Annotated in this window: 18 protein-coding genes and 5 pseudogenes; 22 read left to right on the top strand and 1 reads right to left on the bottom strand. The window is 42.6% G+C overall.

Annotated features, from left to right (window positions below):
- Nucleotides 1–189 precede the first annotated feature (189 nt).
- The 14 genes and pseudogenes from R4537_RS03135 (at nucleotide 190) to R4537_RS03070 (ending at nucleotide 9,961) form a co-directional block, all read left to right on the top strand.
- A complete protein-coding gene (locus R4537_RS03135) occupies nucleotides 190–1,389 on the top strand; it encodes a DUF262 domain-containing protein (protein WP_071178891.1) in 1,200 nt (399 codons plus the stop codon).
- 115 nt (nucleotides 1,390–1,504) lie between these two features.
- The gene (locus R4537_RS03130) at nucleotides 1,505–2,230 is read left to right on the top strand and encodes a hypothetical protein (RefSeq protein WP_235859113.1); all 726 of its coding nucleotides are present in this window, start codon (nucleotides 1,505–1,507) and stop codon (nucleotides 2,228–2,230) included.
- Nucleotides 2,220–2,636 carry a hypothetical protein gene (locus tag R4537_RS03125; RefSeq protein ID WP_071178890.1) on the top strand — a complete coding sequence of 139 codons (417 nt, stop codon included), beginning with the start codon at nucleotides 2,220–2,222 and terminating at the stop codon, nucleotides 2,634–2,636. The genes R4537_RS03130 and R4537_RS03125 overlap by 11 nt, the downstream gene beginning before the upstream one ends.
- A 130-nt stretch (nucleotides 2,637–2,766) precedes the next feature.
- Nucleotides 2,767–2,888: pseudogene (locus R4537_RS18720) on the top strand (DUF3709 domain-containing protein); the annotation flags it as partial.
- A pseudogene (locus R4537_RS03120) lies at nucleotides 2,874–3,152 on the top strand (DUF3709 domain-containing protein). The pseudogenes R4537_RS18720 and R4537_RS03120, both read left to right, overlap by 15 nt.
- 431 nt (nucleotides 3,153–3,583) lie before the next feature.
- Nucleotides 3,584–3,730: pseudogene (locus R4537_RS03115) on the top strand (DUF645 family protein).
- A gap of 152 nt (nucleotides 3,731–3,882) precedes the next feature.
- Complete coding sequence (locus R4537_RS03110; protein WP_338952426.1) at nucleotides 3,883–4,671, top strand: hypothetical protein; 789 nt, start codon at nucleotides 3,883–3,885, stop codon at nucleotides 4,669–4,671.
- Between the two features lie 791 nt (nucleotides 4,672–5,462).
- Complete coding sequence (locus R4537_RS03100) at nucleotides 5,463–5,723, top strand: DUF3709 domain-containing protein (protein WP_422641471.1); 261 nt, start codon at nucleotides 5,463–5,465, stop codon at nucleotides 5,721–5,723.
- Between the two features lie 268 nt (nucleotides 5,724–5,991).
- A complete protein-coding gene (locus tag R4537_RS03095; protein WP_071179250.1) occupies nucleotides 5,992–6,750 on the top strand; it encodes a hypothetical protein in 759 nt (252 codons plus the stop codon).
- A 304-nt stretch (nucleotides 6,751–7,054) separates the two neighbouring features.
- Nucleotides 7,055–7,225, top strand: a pseudogene (locus tag R4537_RS03090) (DUF645 family protein).
- Nucleotides 7,226–7,414: 189 nt separating this feature from the next.
- Nucleotides 7,415–7,903, top strand: coding sequence for a GNAT family N-acetyltransferase (locus tag R4537_RS03085; RefSeq protein WP_044128169.1), 489 nt, complete (start codon nucleotides 7,415–7,417; stop codon nucleotides 7,901–7,903).
- A gap of 269 nt (nucleotides 7,904–8,172) precedes the next feature.
- Nucleotides 8,173–8,409 (top strand): DUF3709 domain-containing protein, encoded by a 237-nt coding sequence (locus R4537_RS03080; RefSeq protein WP_071179364.1) that lies wholly within the window; start codon nucleotides 8,173–8,175, stop codon nucleotides 8,407–8,409.
- Between the two features lie 288 nt (nucleotides 8,410–8,697).
- Nucleotides 8,698–9,450 (top strand): SDR family oxidoreductase, encoded by a 753-nt coding sequence (locus R4537_RS03075; RefSeq protein ID WP_000116045.1) that lies wholly within the window; start codon nucleotides 8,698–8,700, stop codon nucleotides 9,448–9,450.
- A 275-nt stretch (nucleotides 9,451–9,725) separates the two neighbouring features.
- A pseudogene (locus R4537_RS03070) lies at nucleotides 9,726–9,961 on the top strand (DUF3709 domain-containing protein).
- Between the two features lie 338 nt (nucleotides 9,962–10,299).
- Here the strand turns inward: R4537_RS03070 and R4537_RS03065 are convergent.
- Complete coding sequence (locus tag R4537_RS03065; RefSeq protein WP_338952415.1) at nucleotides 10,300–10,764, bottom strand: hypothetical protein; 465 nt, start codon at nucleotides 10,762–10,764, stop codon at nucleotides 10,300–10,302.
- 357 nt (nucleotides 10,765–11,121) lie between these two features.
- Between R4537_RS03065 and R4537_RS03060 the strand changes: the two genes are divergently transcribed.
- From R4537_RS03060 to R4537_RS03025, 8 genes are all read left to right on the top strand, one after another.
- Complete coding sequence (locus tag R4537_RS03060; RefSeq protein WP_071179247.1) at nucleotides 11,122–12,126, top strand: S66 family peptidase; 1,005 nt, start codon at nucleotides 11,122–11,124, stop codon at nucleotides 12,124–12,126.
- A gap of 322 nt (nucleotides 12,127–12,448) precedes the next feature.
- Nucleotides 12,449–12,601: a DUF645 family protein gene (locus R4537_RS03055; protein ID WP_080285828.1), complete on the top strand. Its 153-nt coding sequence runs from the start codon at nucleotides 12,449–12,451 to the stop codon at nucleotides 12,599–12,601.
- Between the two features lie 353 nt (nucleotides 12,602–12,954).
- Nucleotides 12,955–13,137 carry a DUF645 family protein gene (locus tag R4537_RS03050; protein WP_069648806.1) on the top strand — a complete coding sequence of 61 codons (183 nt, stop codon included), beginning with the start codon at nucleotides 12,955–12,957 and terminating at the stop codon, nucleotides 13,135–13,137.
- Between the two features lie 260 nt (nucleotides 13,138–13,397).
- Nucleotides 13,398–13,640, top strand: coding sequence for a hypothetical protein (locus tag R4537_RS03045; protein ID WP_000107462.1), 243 nt, complete (start codon nucleotides 13,398–13,400; stop codon nucleotides 13,638–13,640).
- A gap of 204 nt (nucleotides 13,641–13,844) precedes the next feature.
- On the top strand, nucleotides 13,845–14,015 hold the full coding sequence (locus tag R4537_RS03040) for a hypothetical protein (RefSeq protein ID WP_001080654.1): 171 nt from the start codon (nucleotides 13,845–13,847) through the stop codon (nucleotides 14,013–14,015).
- Nucleotides 14,015–14,416, top strand: a complete 402-nt coding sequence (locus R4537_RS03035; protein ID WP_000351248.1) for a type II toxin-antitoxin system death-on-curing family toxin — start codon at nucleotides 14,015–14,017, stop codon at nucleotides 14,414–14,416. Before R4537_RS03040 ends, R4537_RS03035 begins: the two co-directional genes overlap by 1 nt.
- 230 nt (nucleotides 14,417–14,646) lie before the next feature.
- A complete protein-coding gene (locus tag R4537_RS03030; RefSeq protein WP_071178225.1) occupies nucleotides 14,647–14,925 on the top strand; it encodes a DUF3709 domain-containing protein in 279 nt (92 codons plus the stop codon).
- Nucleotides 14,926–15,328: 403 nt separating this feature from the next.
- Nucleotides 15,329–15,550, top strand: coding sequence for a DUF3709 domain-containing protein (locus tag R4537_RS03025; protein ID WP_080483247.1), 222 nt, complete (start codon nucleotides 15,329–15,331; stop codon nucleotides 15,548–15,550).
- The last annotated feature ends 126 nt before the right edge of the window (nucleotides 15,551–15,676 follow it).

Here is a 15,676-nt window from a genome sequence, read left to right as displayed (position 1 = left end):
GGACTGTCAACGCGTGGCGTTTCCAGTCCCATTGAGCCGCGGTGGTTTTGGTTGTTGTTTTTGGGTTTAGTGTAATGCGTTGTCAGCCCCTTAGGCGGGCGTTATACAGCTTACCTGTCGTTCAAGTGCACATCCCTTAAGATAAAGAAATAATGTTATATAAAGAAACAAGGTTAGGAGTAAATTCTAGTGGCAGCAAAATCAAATTTAGTTAATCTGGACGCTATGATAAAGCGAGCAGATTTCGCACACCAACAAGATGAAAATACATCATTCGAAACGTTTAACAGTATACCCGCACGTGAACTAGCGTCAGGTAGCCCTATAGTTGCTCTTTTGAGAAAACCCGATTTTCAGCGAGAAACGAATCACTGGACCCCTGAACAAGTAGTGTCGCTATTGGAATGTTATATCAACGGCGACTTGATACCATCAGTCATTCTTTGGATGTCTCCTTCTTACTTATTTGTGATTGACGGTGGTCATCGCTTGAGTGTCATTAGAGCCTGGATGGAAGATGACTATGGTGATGGACAAATATCACACAAGCTCTTTGGGCACGACATTTCTGCCGAGCAAAAAAAAGCCGCGGAAAAAACTAGAAAACTTGTCAAAGAGCGTGTTGGTACGTGGAATTACTTCAAGAGCTTGCTAGACGATAATGACAATGAAGGTATCACACCGGAACAACGGAAAAAATTGAGCACATTGACAGCAAGAGGTTTACCAGTTCAGTGGGTCAAAGGGGACACAGATAAAGCTGAAACGTCGTTTTTTAACATCAATATGAAGGGTACACCACTTGATGAAGTTGAAGAGCTGTTGTTGAAAAATAGGAAAAAACCAGTACCAATAGCTGCTAGAGCAATCATACGAGCAGGTAAAGGACATAGATATTGGTCCTCATTTGCTCCTGAAATGACAGAATCTATAGAGTCGATGTCCCTCAAGGTGCATCGATTGCTTTTTGATCCCGAGATAAAAACACCGATTAAGACATTAGACCTACCATTGAGTGGTTCAAAAGGGATTAGAACGGCAATTCAAATTCTTATTGAGTTTATTCTTATTGCCAATACTACACAGCAAAAAGGAGTACTCAAAATTGATAGCTTCTCGGATGACCTGACAGGTCAAGATACAGTGACGGTGTTAAAAAAAACTATCGCATTAGCATCTAGGGTAACGGGAAATGATAGAGGGAGCTTAGGACTCCATCCCGCAATCTATTTTTATGGTCCTACAGGTCGACATTCAAGTGCGATGTTTTTAGGAACTGTTTCGTTGTTTAGTGAAAAGCTGGCGCAAAACAACAAAGCGTTCTTCACTCAGTTTTCTTTAGTTCGTGGAGGTATGTCCTCCTGGTTCAAATGTTTTGGTTGGCTCTAGTAGTGTTCAAATCGGTAGTTCGTCCGTTTCAGCTAATGTTACACCAGCGCAGCGTTCACTATCGAGTATGAATTCAGCGGCTTCCGCATCGAGTGCAGCATCGAATTCGAGTTCTGTGGCAGGTGCAACGGTTCCTAAAATTAATCCTAATAACATGTATTGGCCGCCCTATAACCCATTAGCTCCAGAGGGTGAAAAAGAAATCAAGTTAGAATACACGCAAGAAATTGTGAAATTTGCGGTATTAGAGCCGAAAGAGTGGACAGCATTCTTTGATAGATTTGATGTGGTCAAGAATTTAAAAGACACAGCAACAGGGTTATACAATGCAAGAGAGACAGCAAAAGCCTTAGGTGGGGTCGGTGTAACTGCGTTTGTCAGAACGATTGATGGGGTTGATTACGTTATCCTAAAAAATTATGAATATTGGTCTCAAACCCTATTACATGGTGGTGTGTTTAAAGCCGATAATGCACGAGTCGTCAAGCTAGGTTTAGGTGCTTTAGACTCTGCAAAAGGAATGGTTCGTTACGTTAGAGTCAGCGCACCCATGGAGATTTTAGTGGGTTCAGCGATCAATGTGCTTCAATTCATCGTCAACGACGAATATACGTTAGCTAAATTAGGTGTTGATGAGGCCAAACTATTTGTTCATGCATTAACTGTTGCAGGAGTATCTCTAGCCGCTGGTTCACTAGTAGCACTTGTAACACCTGTAACCTTTTTAGTCGGTAGTAGTATCTTGGTTCTTTCAAACTTAACTGTTTGGGGGGTAGATAAATGGACTGGTTTTGAATCAAAACTAATCGAAGTTGTGGTTGATACTTTTGATGGTAAATAAACTCAAAAAGGGATTGCTCGGTTCATTGGTATTTTTCATTGGTGGCTTATGGCTTTCCATCAGTATGGCAATGCCATTATTTACCGTTGAGTCAAATCTAGAAATAGTCAGGTTTAGTTGGTTAGGTCTACCTATTATTGGTGCTTTTGCGTTCACTGGATTATTTGGTGCAGTCGTTGTCGCATTAATATTGTCATTGATGCAAGGTCAGCAAATTATGCGTTCAGCAAAGTTTGTGTTAATACCGGCAATGCTTATGGGTTTTTTGGGGGCAGGTATAAACTATGCTAATTATCACTTTGTAATTAAGCCAATGGGTCTAGTTGCATGTCCTAAAATGGCAGGCTACGGTAAAAACTTGCTGATCGACTATGTAAAAAATATTGACAGCTGTCAGTCTGATTAACAGGCACTTAACAAACGCCTCAAGAGGGACTGTCAACGCGTGGCGTTTCCAGTCCCATTGAGCCGCGGTGGTTGCAGTTGTTGTGTTTGAGTTTGGTGGTAATGCGTTGCCAGCCCCTTAGGCGGGCGTTATGCTTAATCCATAAAAATCAGTAGGTTGTATTATCGGTTTCTTTGGCATTTCGTTCAGGTTTTGTCGGCAATTCAATATTGTTTTTCGCTGCCTAATGAAGCGGCAGTGTATCTGGCGCTGAAAAATCGCGGTGATTGCCTCATTGTGTTGTTGAGTCTGCGCGAGGTTAGTGTTGTTGGCTCAAGTCGCTTTGGGCAGTTTGGTGCCTTTACCTACAGGCTTAAAGTCTGTCGGCAATTGAATATTGTTTTGCGCTGCCTAATGAAACAGTAATGTGTCTGTCGCTGTAAATTTCAGCGTTATTGCCTCATTGAGTTGTCGCGCCCATGCGTGGTGAGTGAGTTTGTCGGAGAGGGTTTCCACATTGGCCTAGTTGCTAAATGAAAGCCTGCATTGGTCAGTTCATAGGTAAAAGTTGAGCCAGTTCTAGTTCAAGAGAATTCGAAGTTTAGTCAATGATTTCAGTGGGTTATTCTTGAGTTGGTTCAAATGTAAATTGTTGAAGCTTAAGCATAACAAACGCCTCAAGAAGGACTGTCAACGCGTGGCGTTTCCAGTCCCATTGAGCCGCGGTGGTTTCGGCTGTTGTGTTTGAGTTTAGTGTTATGCGTTGCCAGCCCCTTAGGCGGGCGTTAGTTTCTATCTAGAAAAATCATAAAGCTCAGGTTCAACGCTCTGAAAAATCAGCTTTAAGCGTTCAAGTCGAACTATTTGGCTTTTGAGTTTTGCCTGATGCTGATTTGGTAGAAAGTGTTGAAAGTTCAGCTATTTCAAAGTTGCTGAAAGCCAACAAGTCTCAATGCCTCAATGCCTCAATGCTTTTGGTTGTTCAACACGGTCAGTTTGGTTTCATAAAAGGCTGCATCATCGCTGTGATCTGGCTTTCTTTGTAGCGGACTCTTAACCGTGGTCAACTTAACCTTGATCGTTTTAAGTTTTGGCTGCCAACCTCACAGCTTTAGGCGTTGGACGTGCGCTTGCTTGATGCTTTCGCGTAAAATGACTTTCAAGCAAATGTGTTTAAAAAGTCATTGTTAAACAATGGGCTATGAAACTAACAAACGCCTCAAGAGGGACTGTCAACGCGCGGCGTTTCCAGTCCCATTGAGCCGCGGTGGTTGCAGTTGTTGTGATTGAGTTTAGTGTTATGCGTTGCCAGCCCCTTAGGCGGGCGTTAGCCCTCAAGAGGAAAAAAGTGATATTTCGGACGTTAAGCATACTAGCAATAATTGGTAGCGTTTTGTGGTTCATAAGTGAGCCTAGTCCAGAGCCTGCAGTCGTGTTTGTTGCTAGTCTCGCTGCATTCTTTAGAGACGAAGTTCATGGCATCATTGGTGCTAAATTTGTATCTCTCTCATCACGAGCGGCTCCAATACGTGATTTTCAGCACTACAAATATTCATTTGTTTCTGATAACTACATATCACCCGCGATATTAGATGATCTTAATGGTTGGATTTCTGATGTTGGCGACCAAATTGTTTCTATCAATATCTCTGACGCCAACCAGAGTAATCGATATTTTGGTAAAGTTGATACGCGGCATGTTTCTGGCACTTTTCCCGTAGTTGACTATAAAAGTGACGATAAATATTTGAGTTACCAGTATGTTGGTTGTTCGTTTAGTGGTGTTCATATCTTGAAGTTAGTTTCTAACTACGGAGGTGGCGGCTATTTCCATTCGCTGCTACTTGTAACTGTAATGGCGGATAGCTGCATTGAGTTTGAATCAACTTCTAAAGCGATTAAAAAGGAACGTTTTGTTATTAAAAAAGTAGGCACGATACCTTTAGGTGACCGTTACGATGGTACGGTTACATATAGGTTGGGCTTCCTGACAATATCGGCCTGTAAAGGTTTAAAAGCGTTACGTACCAAGCACGAGCGGGTATTCATACTTTAGGCATCGGGCTAACAAACGCCTCAAGAGGGACTGTCAACGCGTGGCGTTTCCAGTCCCAATGAGCCGCGGTGGTTATGGTTGGTGTGTTTGAGTTTAGTGGTAATGCGTTGTCAGCCCCTTAGGCGGGCGTTATGCAACTCAGGTAAATTTAGGGGTTTAATCTTTTTGGATTTCTCAGGCCATTCGTTTTATGTTGTCGGCAAATGAGCATTTTCGGCTTCAAATTCGTGGTCAACTCAGACCGTAAAACAGGCAAGATTCTTTGCTTGCCTCAATCAGTTTTAGCGTTGGCGCGTTGTTAATTTTGCGGGCGCAAAGTGTGGAAAGGGCAAGTTAATCGATCATTTTGCTTTTGCTAAAGGTTTCGCTCGTTGAGTTTTCCTGATTCAAAAGCTTAGTTTGTTGCTGAAAGGTGGACTTTGTTTTGGCGGCTTATTTATCACGGTTCGGGCTTGGGTTGATTCTTGGTTCACTTAACCAATATTTCGACTTTTTTCTTAATCAAATTTGGTGTAACTTTATGTTTATCTTATTGAATTTGCATAACAAAGCATTTAAGACGGATTCGCAACGCTTGGTGTTTTTAGTCTAAATTCAGTTTTTGTGTTTTAAGTGGTTTGTCGAGGCGTTGGTGTTTAGCGTCGCTCACCACTTAATGCGGCGTTATGCTTAATCCATAAAAATCAGTAGTTTGTGGTTGTCGATTCCTTTGGCATTTCGTTCAGGTTTTTTCGGCAATTCAATATTGTTTTTCGCTGCCTAATGAAGCGGCAATGTGTCTGTCGCTGTAAATTCTGAGTGATTGCCTCATTGGGTTCTTGAGTCTGCGCGAGGTTAGTATTGTTGGCTCAAGTCGCTTTGAGCAGTTTGGTGCCTTTACTTATAGGCTGAAAATTAGTCGGCAATTGAGCATTGTTTTGCGCTGCCTAATGAAACAGCAATGTGTTTGTCGCTGTAAATTTCAGTGTTATTGCCTCATTGAGTTGTCGTGCCCATGCGTGGTGAGTGAGTTTGTCGGAGAGGGTTTCCACATTGGCCTAGTTGCTAAATGAAAGCCTGCATTGGTCAGTTCATAGGTAAAAGTTGAGCCAGTTCTAGTTCAAGGGAATTCGAAGTTTGGTCAATGATTTCAGTGGGTTATTCTTGAGTTGGTTCAAATGTAAAGTGTTGAAGTTTAAGCATAACAAATGCCTCAAAGGGACTGTCAACGCGTGGCGTTTTCAGTCCCATTGAGCCGCGGTGGTTACGGTTGTTGTGTTTGGGTTTAGTGGTAGTGCGTTGCCAGCCCCTTAGGCGGGCGTTAGGTCAGAGGAGAAAAATTTGAGTAATACACCAAAATGGTTTGAAGTTGGTAGCCAGTTAATTGGCGAGGTGTCTGGTGTAGCTATGCAACTGGCAGATCAATTATCAGACTTGTCATTGGACAGTAAAACTTCGGTTCAATGTTCAGTTCTTCATTACGTTCAATGCTTAATGGCAAGCGCAGACGCAAATCGTGAGGGCAAACATGCAATAGCGTTAAGCTTAACTCGGCAAAGTGTCGAAGCGTTAACTTTAATTGAATGCGGCTTCTTAAAAGATCGAAGCCTTTCGTCAGAATTAGTTACCGCATGGGTCCAAGGATCAAAAAGTTCTGGGGCAATCAGAAAAAGATTAAGTCAGAATGTTTGGCAACATTATAGTAAATCCTTGTGGTCACAAGGCTGGGGAGAATATTTTGGAGAGTTCTGTTCTTCAATACAACCATATGCCCACTACACTCGAGAATTGCAAGGATGGCAACTTGAAGTGATCGATAATGCAACATTGGAAGACTGCGGCAGCATTACTCTTAATATGAAGTTCGGTTTTGATACTTACGATTCAAATAAAGCTACCAGAATCACGTTGATTCATATCTTGCTTAGTTGGACTCTGGGTAAAATCATTACAAATAACGTAAGCCAACCTGAACTAGAGCACAAGTTAGACGAATTGCAGCAAGCTTTAGAGGTTTGTCCTGAGTTAGGGAAAGGGCAACTTAATTGGGCTCAGCAGCTTTGGGCTTCTGAATTTACCAAGCCTCAAGAAATGACCTAACAAACGCCTCAAGAGGGACTGTCAACGCGTGGCGTTTCCAGTCCCAATGAGCCGCGGTGGTTGCAGTTGTTGTGTTTGAGTTTAGTGGTAATGCGTTGCCAGCCCCTTAGGCGGGCGTTAGCTTCTTAAAGGCTGGAATCATCAAAATCCAAACTCAATCGTTCTGAAAAATCAGCTTTTAGCGTTCAACTTGCACAAGTTGGCTTCCGAGTTTGTCGGATTCTGACTTGGTAGAAAGTGTTGAATGCTCAGCAGTTTCAAAGTCGCTGAAAACCATCAAGTTTCGATGCTTCAATGTTGTTGGATGCTCCACACGGAAAGTTTCGTTTCACAAAGGCTGCATTGTCGCTGAAATGGCGCTTTCTTTGTTGGAAATTCGGTAAGTGGCCAACTTAACCTTGATCACTGCGAGTTTTGGCTGCTCACTTCACAGCTTTTGGTGTTGGACGTGTGTTTGAGTGATGCTTTTGCGTAAAATGCATTTCAAGCAAATTTGTTAAAAGCCATTGTGAAACAATAGGCTACGAAGCTAACAAACGCCTCAAGAGGGACTGTCAACGCGCGGCGTTTCCAGTCCCATTGAGCCGCGGTGGTTGCAGTTGTTGTATTTGAGTTTAGTGTTAATGCGTTGCCAGCCCCTTAGGCGGGCGTTATAGGGATGTAAATGTCTGTAGAAATCAAAAGAGTTGATAAACACCATTGCCTTGATTTAGTTGAGATCTTCATTGAACTTGAGCAGTACTATTTCGGTGATAATGCTGCATCAGAGCAGGACTTAGCCAACTATCTTAGTCATCAAGTATTTTCTGAGCACTCAGGCGTAAAAGTGATCGCAGCCGTTGAACACGATAAGGTTTTGGGGTTTGCAACTTACACAATAATGTTTCCGGCACCAAAATTATCAGGCCAGATGTATATGAAAGACCTGTTTGTATCTTCCTCTGCTCGTGGTAAAGGTATCGGACTTCAATTGATGAAACACTTGGCTACTATCGCTATTACGCATAACTGTCAGCGCCTAGACTGGACAGCAGAGAGTACGAATCCGACAGCAGGAAAGTTTTACAAATCAATCGGAGCCAGTTTGATTAGAGAAAAAGAGTATTACCGATTTGAAGGTAATGGTTTGAATAAGCTGGCAAAATCCCTATAACAAACGCCTCAAGAGGGACTGTCAACGCGTAGCGTTTCCAGTCCCAATGAGCCGCGGTGGTTTCGGTTGTTGTGTTTGGGTTTAGTGTTAATGCGTTGCCAGCCCCTTAGGCGGGCGTTATGCTTAATCCATAAAAATCAGCAGGTTGAGGTTGTCGATTCCTTTGGCATTTCGTTTAGGTTTTGTCGGCAATTCAATATTGTTTGTCGCTGCCTAATGAAGCGGCAACGTGTCTGGCGCTGTAAATTCTGTGTTATTGCCTCATTGAAATGTTGAGTCTGCGCGGGGTTAGTATTGTTGGCTCAAGTCGTTTTGAGCAGTTTGGTGCCTTTACTTACAGGCTGAAAGTCAGTCGGCAATTGAGCATTGTTTTTCGCTGCCTAATGAAACGGCAATGTGTCTGTCGCTGTAAATTTCAGTGTTATTGCCTCATTGAGTTGTCTTGCCCATGCGTGGTGAGTTGGTTTGTCGGAGAGGGTCTCCACATTGGCCTAGTTGCTAAATGAAAGCCTGCATTGGTCAGTTCATAGGTAAAAGTTGAGCCAGTTCTAATTCAAGGAAACTCGGAGTTTGGCCAATGATTTCAGTTGGTTATCATTGATTTGATTCAAATGTAAAGTGTTGAAGCTTAAGCATAACAAACGCCTCAAGAGGGACTGTCAACGCGTGGCGTTTCCAGTCCCATTGAGCCGCGGTGGTTACGGTTGCTGTGTTTGAGTTTGGTTGTTATGCGTTGTCAGCCCCTTAGGCGGGCGTTATGCATTACATCAAATTCAGCGTTAAAAGGATGAATAATGAGCGTTCAAAAAGTAGTTGTTATTACTGGCGGTAGCCGAGGGATTGGTGCGGCGACAGCAAAACTTTTTGCTCAAAACGGTTTTTCCGTATGCATAAATTACAAATCTAATGCTGAGGCTGCTAATACTCTCGTTGAAGAAATCAAAGCGTTAGGTGGTCATTGTATTGCGGTTCAAGCTGACGTTTCCAAAGAAAGTGATGTTGTTAAACTGTTTGAAACCGTTGACCAAGAGCTTGGTGTTGTTTCTGTTCTTGTCAACAATGCTGGTATCTTAAAGAAGCAGATGCGCTTAGACGAAATGAGTGCAGAGAGGATTAACTCAATTCTCATCAACAATGTGACAGGTTATTTCTTGTGTTGTCGTGAAACAGTGAAACGAATGTCAACTCGTCATGGTGGTTTCGGTGGTGTCATAGTTAATGTTTCTTCGGGAGCCGCTCGAACAGGTTCACCGAATGAATACATCGATTATGCAGCGTCAAAAGGTGCAATTGACACGTTAACAAAAGGTCTGTCGTTGGAAGTTGCCGCGGAAGGTATCAGAGTTAACTGTGTTCGCCCAGGATTGATTTATACCGATATGCACGCTGACGGTGGAGAGCCTGACCGTATAGAACGACTCAAAAATAAAATCCCAATGCAACGTGGTGGTTTGCCTGATGAAGTCGCTGAGGCAATTTATTGGTTATCGTCTGAAAAATCATCATTTTCCACAGGTAACTTTCTGGATTTAGCCGGTGGTTTGTAATGCATAACAAACGCCTCAAGAGGGACTGTCAACGCGCGGCGTTTCCTGTCCCAATGAGTCGCGGTGGTTGCAGTTGTTGTGTTTGAGTTTAGTGTTATGCGTTGCCAGCCCCTTAGGCGGGCGTTATGCTTAATCCATAAAAATCAGCAGGTTGAGGTTGTCGATTCCTTTGGCATTTCGTTTAGGTTTTGTCGGCAATTCAATATTGTTTGTCGCTGCCTAATGAAGCGGCAACGTGTCTGGCGCTGTAAATTCTGTGTTATTGCCTCATTGAAATGTTGAGTCTGCGCGGGGTTAGTATTGTTGGCTCAAGTCGCTTTGAGCAGTTTGGTGCCTTTACTTACAGGCTTAAAGTCTGTCGGCAATTGAGCATTGTTTTTCGCTGCCTAATGAAACAGCAATGTGTTTGCCGCTGTACTTTCAGTGTTATTGCCTCATTGAGTTGTCGTGCCCATTCGTGGTGAGTTGGCTTGTCGGAGAGGGTTTCCACATTGACCTAGTTGCTAAATGAAAGCCTGCATTGGTCAGTTCATAGGTAAAAGTTGAGCCAGTTCTAATTCAAGGGAATTCGAAGTTTAGCCTATGATTTCAGTGATTTACTCTTGGGCTTGTTCAAATGTAAAGTGTTGAAGCTTAAGCATAACAAACGCCTCAAAGGGACTGTCAACGCGCGGCGTTTCCAGTCCCAATGAGCCGCAGTGGTTTCGGTTGTTGTGTTTGAGTTTAGTGGTAATGCGTTGTCAGCCCCTTAGGCGGGCGTTAGGTTACTGATATAAGTTCTCATCGAAACACGGAGTAACATATGAAACCAATTGGTTTCGGTGATAGTGCTTCTCATTATCGCTAGAATCAATTCTGAGCGTGTCTATTCATTCTAGGCTTGTTGGTTATGGCATAACGTCTTGGGCTTGTCTCAGAGCCTAAATAGGCGGCTAAATTGGCAAGCCTTTGCTTTGATACTGTGTCTGTATATTTTTCTCGGTCAAATGGACGTTGTGCGACTCTAACTTGGCTGTCATCGGTGTATCGAGAGAGCAGTTTGCTAAGCAAATTCAAATCAAGTTCGGCAGAGGTGAGAATTTGAATGTATCCGACAGTGCCATATCTGAACTGATTTTTTAATCTCAACACCCAAATCATAGTGATACTTTTGAATGCAGCACTGACAGGTTTTTTAATTTCCTGCATCAAATTGTTGAACAGAAATGCATCATCAAAGTTATTAAAAAATATCGCTGTCTGATGCGTGGGCTTGATGGTTTTAATGTGATTAATCAGCTTACGCTTAGTCTTATCTTGAGATGATTCAGTCATAGTTTATACACCAATAATCATATTTCTCTATATCCTTATAACTAGCACAAGAGAATGTGAGTTTTATCGTATGTTTAATGGTGCATAAGTTATTGATTTATTGGTATTATGCAATTGTGATATTGGTCGAGTTGACGACTGATAATTACGAAAATCGGATAGTAGTGCGGTGAAAATCACACTCAAAATGAGACATCGTAACCTAACAAAGCATTTAAGTGGGATTCACAACGCATGGCATTTTTAGCATGCAGTAGCTATCTTGGTGAGCGTAGTTTGCATTGAGTTAGTTTGGGCGTTGTTCACCCCTTAATGCGGCGTTATTTTGCTTATTCAAATTATGGAGGATAGCGGTAAGTGTTATATGCCAAAGCTTTAAGTATTGGAGACAAAATTGGTTTTTTCTCACCATCTTCACCGGCTACAGCTTTTGCTCCAAATCGATTTCAAAGAGCCAAAGCTTACCTTAAGGCTCAGGGATTTGAGTTAGTTGAAGGTTCGCTTACGGGAAAATCTGATTATTACCGCTCAGGCTCGATTCGAGAGCGTGCTGAAGAGTTGAATCAGCTTATTCGGGATCCGAATGTCCGTTGCATCATGTCTACTATTGGAGGCAGTAATAGCAATTCACTGTTGCCGTATATTGATTATGAAGCCTTAAGAAACGATCCAAAGATCATCATTGGTTATTCAGATGTCACAGCTTTATTGCTCGGGATCTATGCTCAAACAGGACTCATCACATTTTATGGCCCAGCCTTAGTCGCTTCGTTTGGTGAGTATCCTCCATTGGTTGATGAAACCTTTCATTCGTTTATCGATCTGTTGTGTTCAGAGACGAATCAATATCAATACACTATGCCCTCGTCATGGACAGATATTAAGCACGATTGGGAAACTCAGCATTCAGCTAAGCCCGTTTATCCGAATGAATGGCAGTTTATCGGTAAAGGCAAAGTGACAGGCAGAATTATTGGCGGGAACCTCAATACCATGGCTGGGATCTGGGGCAGTCGATACATGCCAGAGATTAAAGTTGGCGATATTTTACTCATAGAGGATTCTCTGAAAGGCATCGAAAATATCGAACGTTCGTTTGCACATCTCGCAGCTTGTGACGTTTTTGAGCGGGTGAGTGCGATCATTTTGGGGAAGCATGAGTTATTTGACAACAAAGGTACAGGTAGAACACCGCTGGACGTTTTAAACGAAGTATTAGCGGATAAAAATGTACCTATATTTTATGGCTTTGATAGTTGTCATACGCATCCGATGCTCGTCACACCATTAGGTGTGCGAGGTACAATCGATTTCGACAATCATACCTTTAAGCTAGAAGATAGTTGGGTAAAAGCAAAATAACAAACGCCTCAAGAGGGACTGTCAACGCGCGGCGTTTCCAGTCCCATTGAGCCGCGGTGGTTACAGTTGTTGTGTTTGAGTTTGGTGGTAATGCGTTGCCAGCCCCTTAGGCGGGCGTTAGTTTCTCTCAGGAAAAGTCATCAAAAATTCAAACGTAAGACTCTGAAAAATAATCCTTTAGTTTTCAAACCGCACAATTAGACTTTTGCGTTTTTCTTGATGCTGATTTGGTAGAACGTGTTGAAAGTTCAGCAGTCTCAAAGTTGCTGAAAACTAGCAAGCCTCGATGCTTCAACATTGTTGGATGCTCAACACTGGAAGTTTGGTTTCACAAAAGCGGCATCATTGCTGTGAGCGTGCTTTCTTTGTCGTTGATTCGGTAAGTGGCCAACTTAACCTTGATCGTTTTGAGTTTTGGCTGCCAACTTCACAGCTTTTGGCGTTGGACGTGTGTTTGTTTGATGCATTTGCGTAAAATCACTTTCAAGCAAATGTGTTTAAAAATTTATTGCTAAACAATGGGCTACGAAACTAACAAACGCCTCAAGAGGGACTGTCAACGCGCGGCGTTTCCAGTCCCAATGAGCCGCGGTGGTTGCAGTTGTTGTGTTTGAGTTTTGTGGTAATGCGTTGTCAGCCCCTTAGGCGGGCGTTAGTTTCTCTCAGGAAAACTCTCAAAAACTCATGAACAAGGTTCTGAAAATTCAGTATTTAGCGTTCAAGCTGCACAATTTGGCTTTTGAGTTTTGCTTGATTCTAATTTGGTAGAAAGCGTTGAAAGTTCAGTAGTTTCAAAGTCGCTGAAAACCAACAAGCCTCGCAGCTTCAATGTTGTTGGATGTTCAACACTCAAAGTTTGGTTTCACAAATGGCTTCATCATCGCTGAAAGTGTGCTTTCTTTGTCGCGGACTCTTAACCGTGGCCAACTTAACCTTGAATGTTTTGAGTTTAGGCAGCCAACTTCACAGCTTTTGGCGTTGGACGTGTGTTTGCTTGATGCTTTTGCGTAAAATGACTTTCAAGAAAATGTGTTTAAAAATCATTGTTAAACAATGGGCTACGAAACTAACAAACGCCTCAAGAGGGACTGTCAACGCGCGGCGTTTCCAGTCCCATTGAACCGCGGTGGTTACGGTTGTTGTGTTTGAGTTTAGTGGTAATGCGTTGCCAGCCCCTTAGGCGGGCGTTAGCTCTCTTTCAAAGTTCATCGCAGAGTCCAAAAAGCCAAGCTGGATTTGAAGTTCTTTTTAGCAATATTTCAGGAGATAGTATGAGCACAAGGTTTTGTGAAAAGTGTGGGAAGAACACTGAACATAAAGAAGTGATGAAGCAAAAGCCATCAAAGTACGGTAAGTCCAAAAGAGAGCAGTTCAAAGCATTTCTAGATGGATTTTTTAGTAGTTCGGCAGCCTCTTTACCTGGTGGCGTTTCGTTAGAATTAACAGATAGATATGTTGTTTGTGCTATCTGTGGTAGCACAACTTTAGAAAATCATGGTGAACAATTTCAGTAACCTATTCGCCAAGCAGAGAGCTAACAAACGCCTCAAGAGGGACTGTCAACGCGCGGCGTTTCCAGTCCCATTGAGCCGCGGTGGTTACGGTTGTTGTGTTTGAGTTTAGTGGTAATGCGTTGTCAGCCCCTTAGGCGGGCGTTATGTTTTTTATCACGTTTTGGGGCTATAATCGGCCTAACCTTTATTGATAGTAGGTGTGATATGAATCGAAAAGTTGAAGCTTACGGCGTTGATGCTGTTGAAAGACCGAAAATTAAGGCTAGTAAAAAGCTTGATTTGACTGGTGATGCTGGTCGTCAAATTGTGAAGTCTGAAACTAAACTTGCTTTGCGTACCCATCAGAAGACATTCACTAAATTGGCTGATATGTAATGGATATCATCTGTTTTCCTTTTGAACGAGTGATCGAGATTAATGCTTTCATCCTAAAAACAGAACCAGGAATGAAAGGAGCCGTTGATATTCCCAAGCTTCAGGGGGCATTAGGTCGAATCGATAATGCCATCGTTTATGAAGGACTGGATGATGTTTTTGAAATCGCTGCTAAATACACTGCTTGTATAGCGGTTTCACATGCGCTACCTGATGCGAACAAACGCACAGGTTTGGCTGTGGCACTTGAATATTTATCACTTAACGATTTTGAGCTTACGCAGGAAAACGATTTGCTTGCGGATGCAGTTCGAGATCTTGTTATCGGCATTATCAACGAAACAGATTTTGCCGACATTCTCTACGCACAATACGCAAAAGAACAAAATTCAGCTCTCTAAACATAACAAACGCTTCAAGAGGGACAGCCAACGCGTGGCATTTTTACCATGCGTTGGCTTTTGTGATTACGATGTTATGCGGAAACTTGGTAGTAGCGTTGTCAGCCCCTTAAGCGGGCGTTATGCTTAATCCATAAAAATCAGTAGTTTGTGGTTGTCGATTCCTTTGGCATTTCGTTCATGTTTTGTCGGCAATTCAATATTGTTTTTCGCTGCCTAATGAAGTGGCAATGTATCTGGCGCTGAAAAATCGCAGTGATTGCCTCATTGTGTTGTTGAGTCTGCGTGAGGTTAGTATTGTTGGCTCAAGTCGCTTTGAGCAGTTTGGTGCCTTTACTTATGGGCTTAAAGTTTGTCAGCAATTAGGCATTGTTTTTCGCTGCCTAATGAAACGGCAATCTGTCTGTCGCTGTAAATTTCAGTGTCATTGCCTCATTGAGTTGTTGTGCCCATGCGTGGTGAGTGAGTTTGTCGGAGAGGGTTTCCACATTGGCCTGGTGACTAAATGAAAGCCTGCATTGGTCAGTTCATAAGTAAAAGTTGAGCCAGTTCTAATTCAAGGGAATTCGATATTTGGTCAATATTTTCAGTTAGTTACTCTTGAGTTGGTTCAAATGTAAAGTGTTGAAGCTTAAGCATAACAAACGCCTCAAGAGGGACTGTCAACGCGCGGCGTTTCCAGTCCCATTGAGCCGCGGTGGTTACGGTTGTTGTGTTTGAGTTTGGTGTTATGCGTTGTCAGCCCCTTAGGCGGGCGTTATGCTTAATCCATAAAAATCAGCAGGTTGTGATTGTCGATTTCTTTGGCATTTCGTTCAGGTTTTTTCGGCAATTCAATATTGTTTTTCGCTGCCTAATGAAGCGGCAATGTCTCTGGCGCTGTAAATTCTGAGTGATTGCCTCATTGGGTTTTTGAGTCCACGCGAGGTGAGTTTTGCTCTCTCAAGTCGCTTTGAGCAGTTTGGTGCCTTTACTTACAGACTTAAAGTCTGTCGGCAATTGAGCATTGTTTTGCGCTACCTAATGAAACGGCAATGTGTCTGTCGCTGTAAATTTCAGTGTCATTGCCTCATTGAGTTGTTGTGCCCATGTGTGATGACTGGGTTTGTCGGAGAGGGTTTCCACATTGGCTAATTTGTAGGATGAAGCTCTGCATTGGTTAGTTCGCAGGTAAAGTTTGATTCAGTTCCAATTTAAGAAACTCTATGGTTTGGCTAATTATTTCAATGGTTTATTTTTGAGTTGTTTCAAATGTACAGT

It is taken from the genome of Vibrio paracholerae (genome assembly GCF_037672085.1).
GTDB lineage: Bacteria > Pseudomonadota > Gammaproteobacteria > Enterobacterales > Vibrionaceae > Vibrio > Vibrio cholerae.
This window is presented reverse-complemented; position numbering and strand designations above follow the sequence as displayed.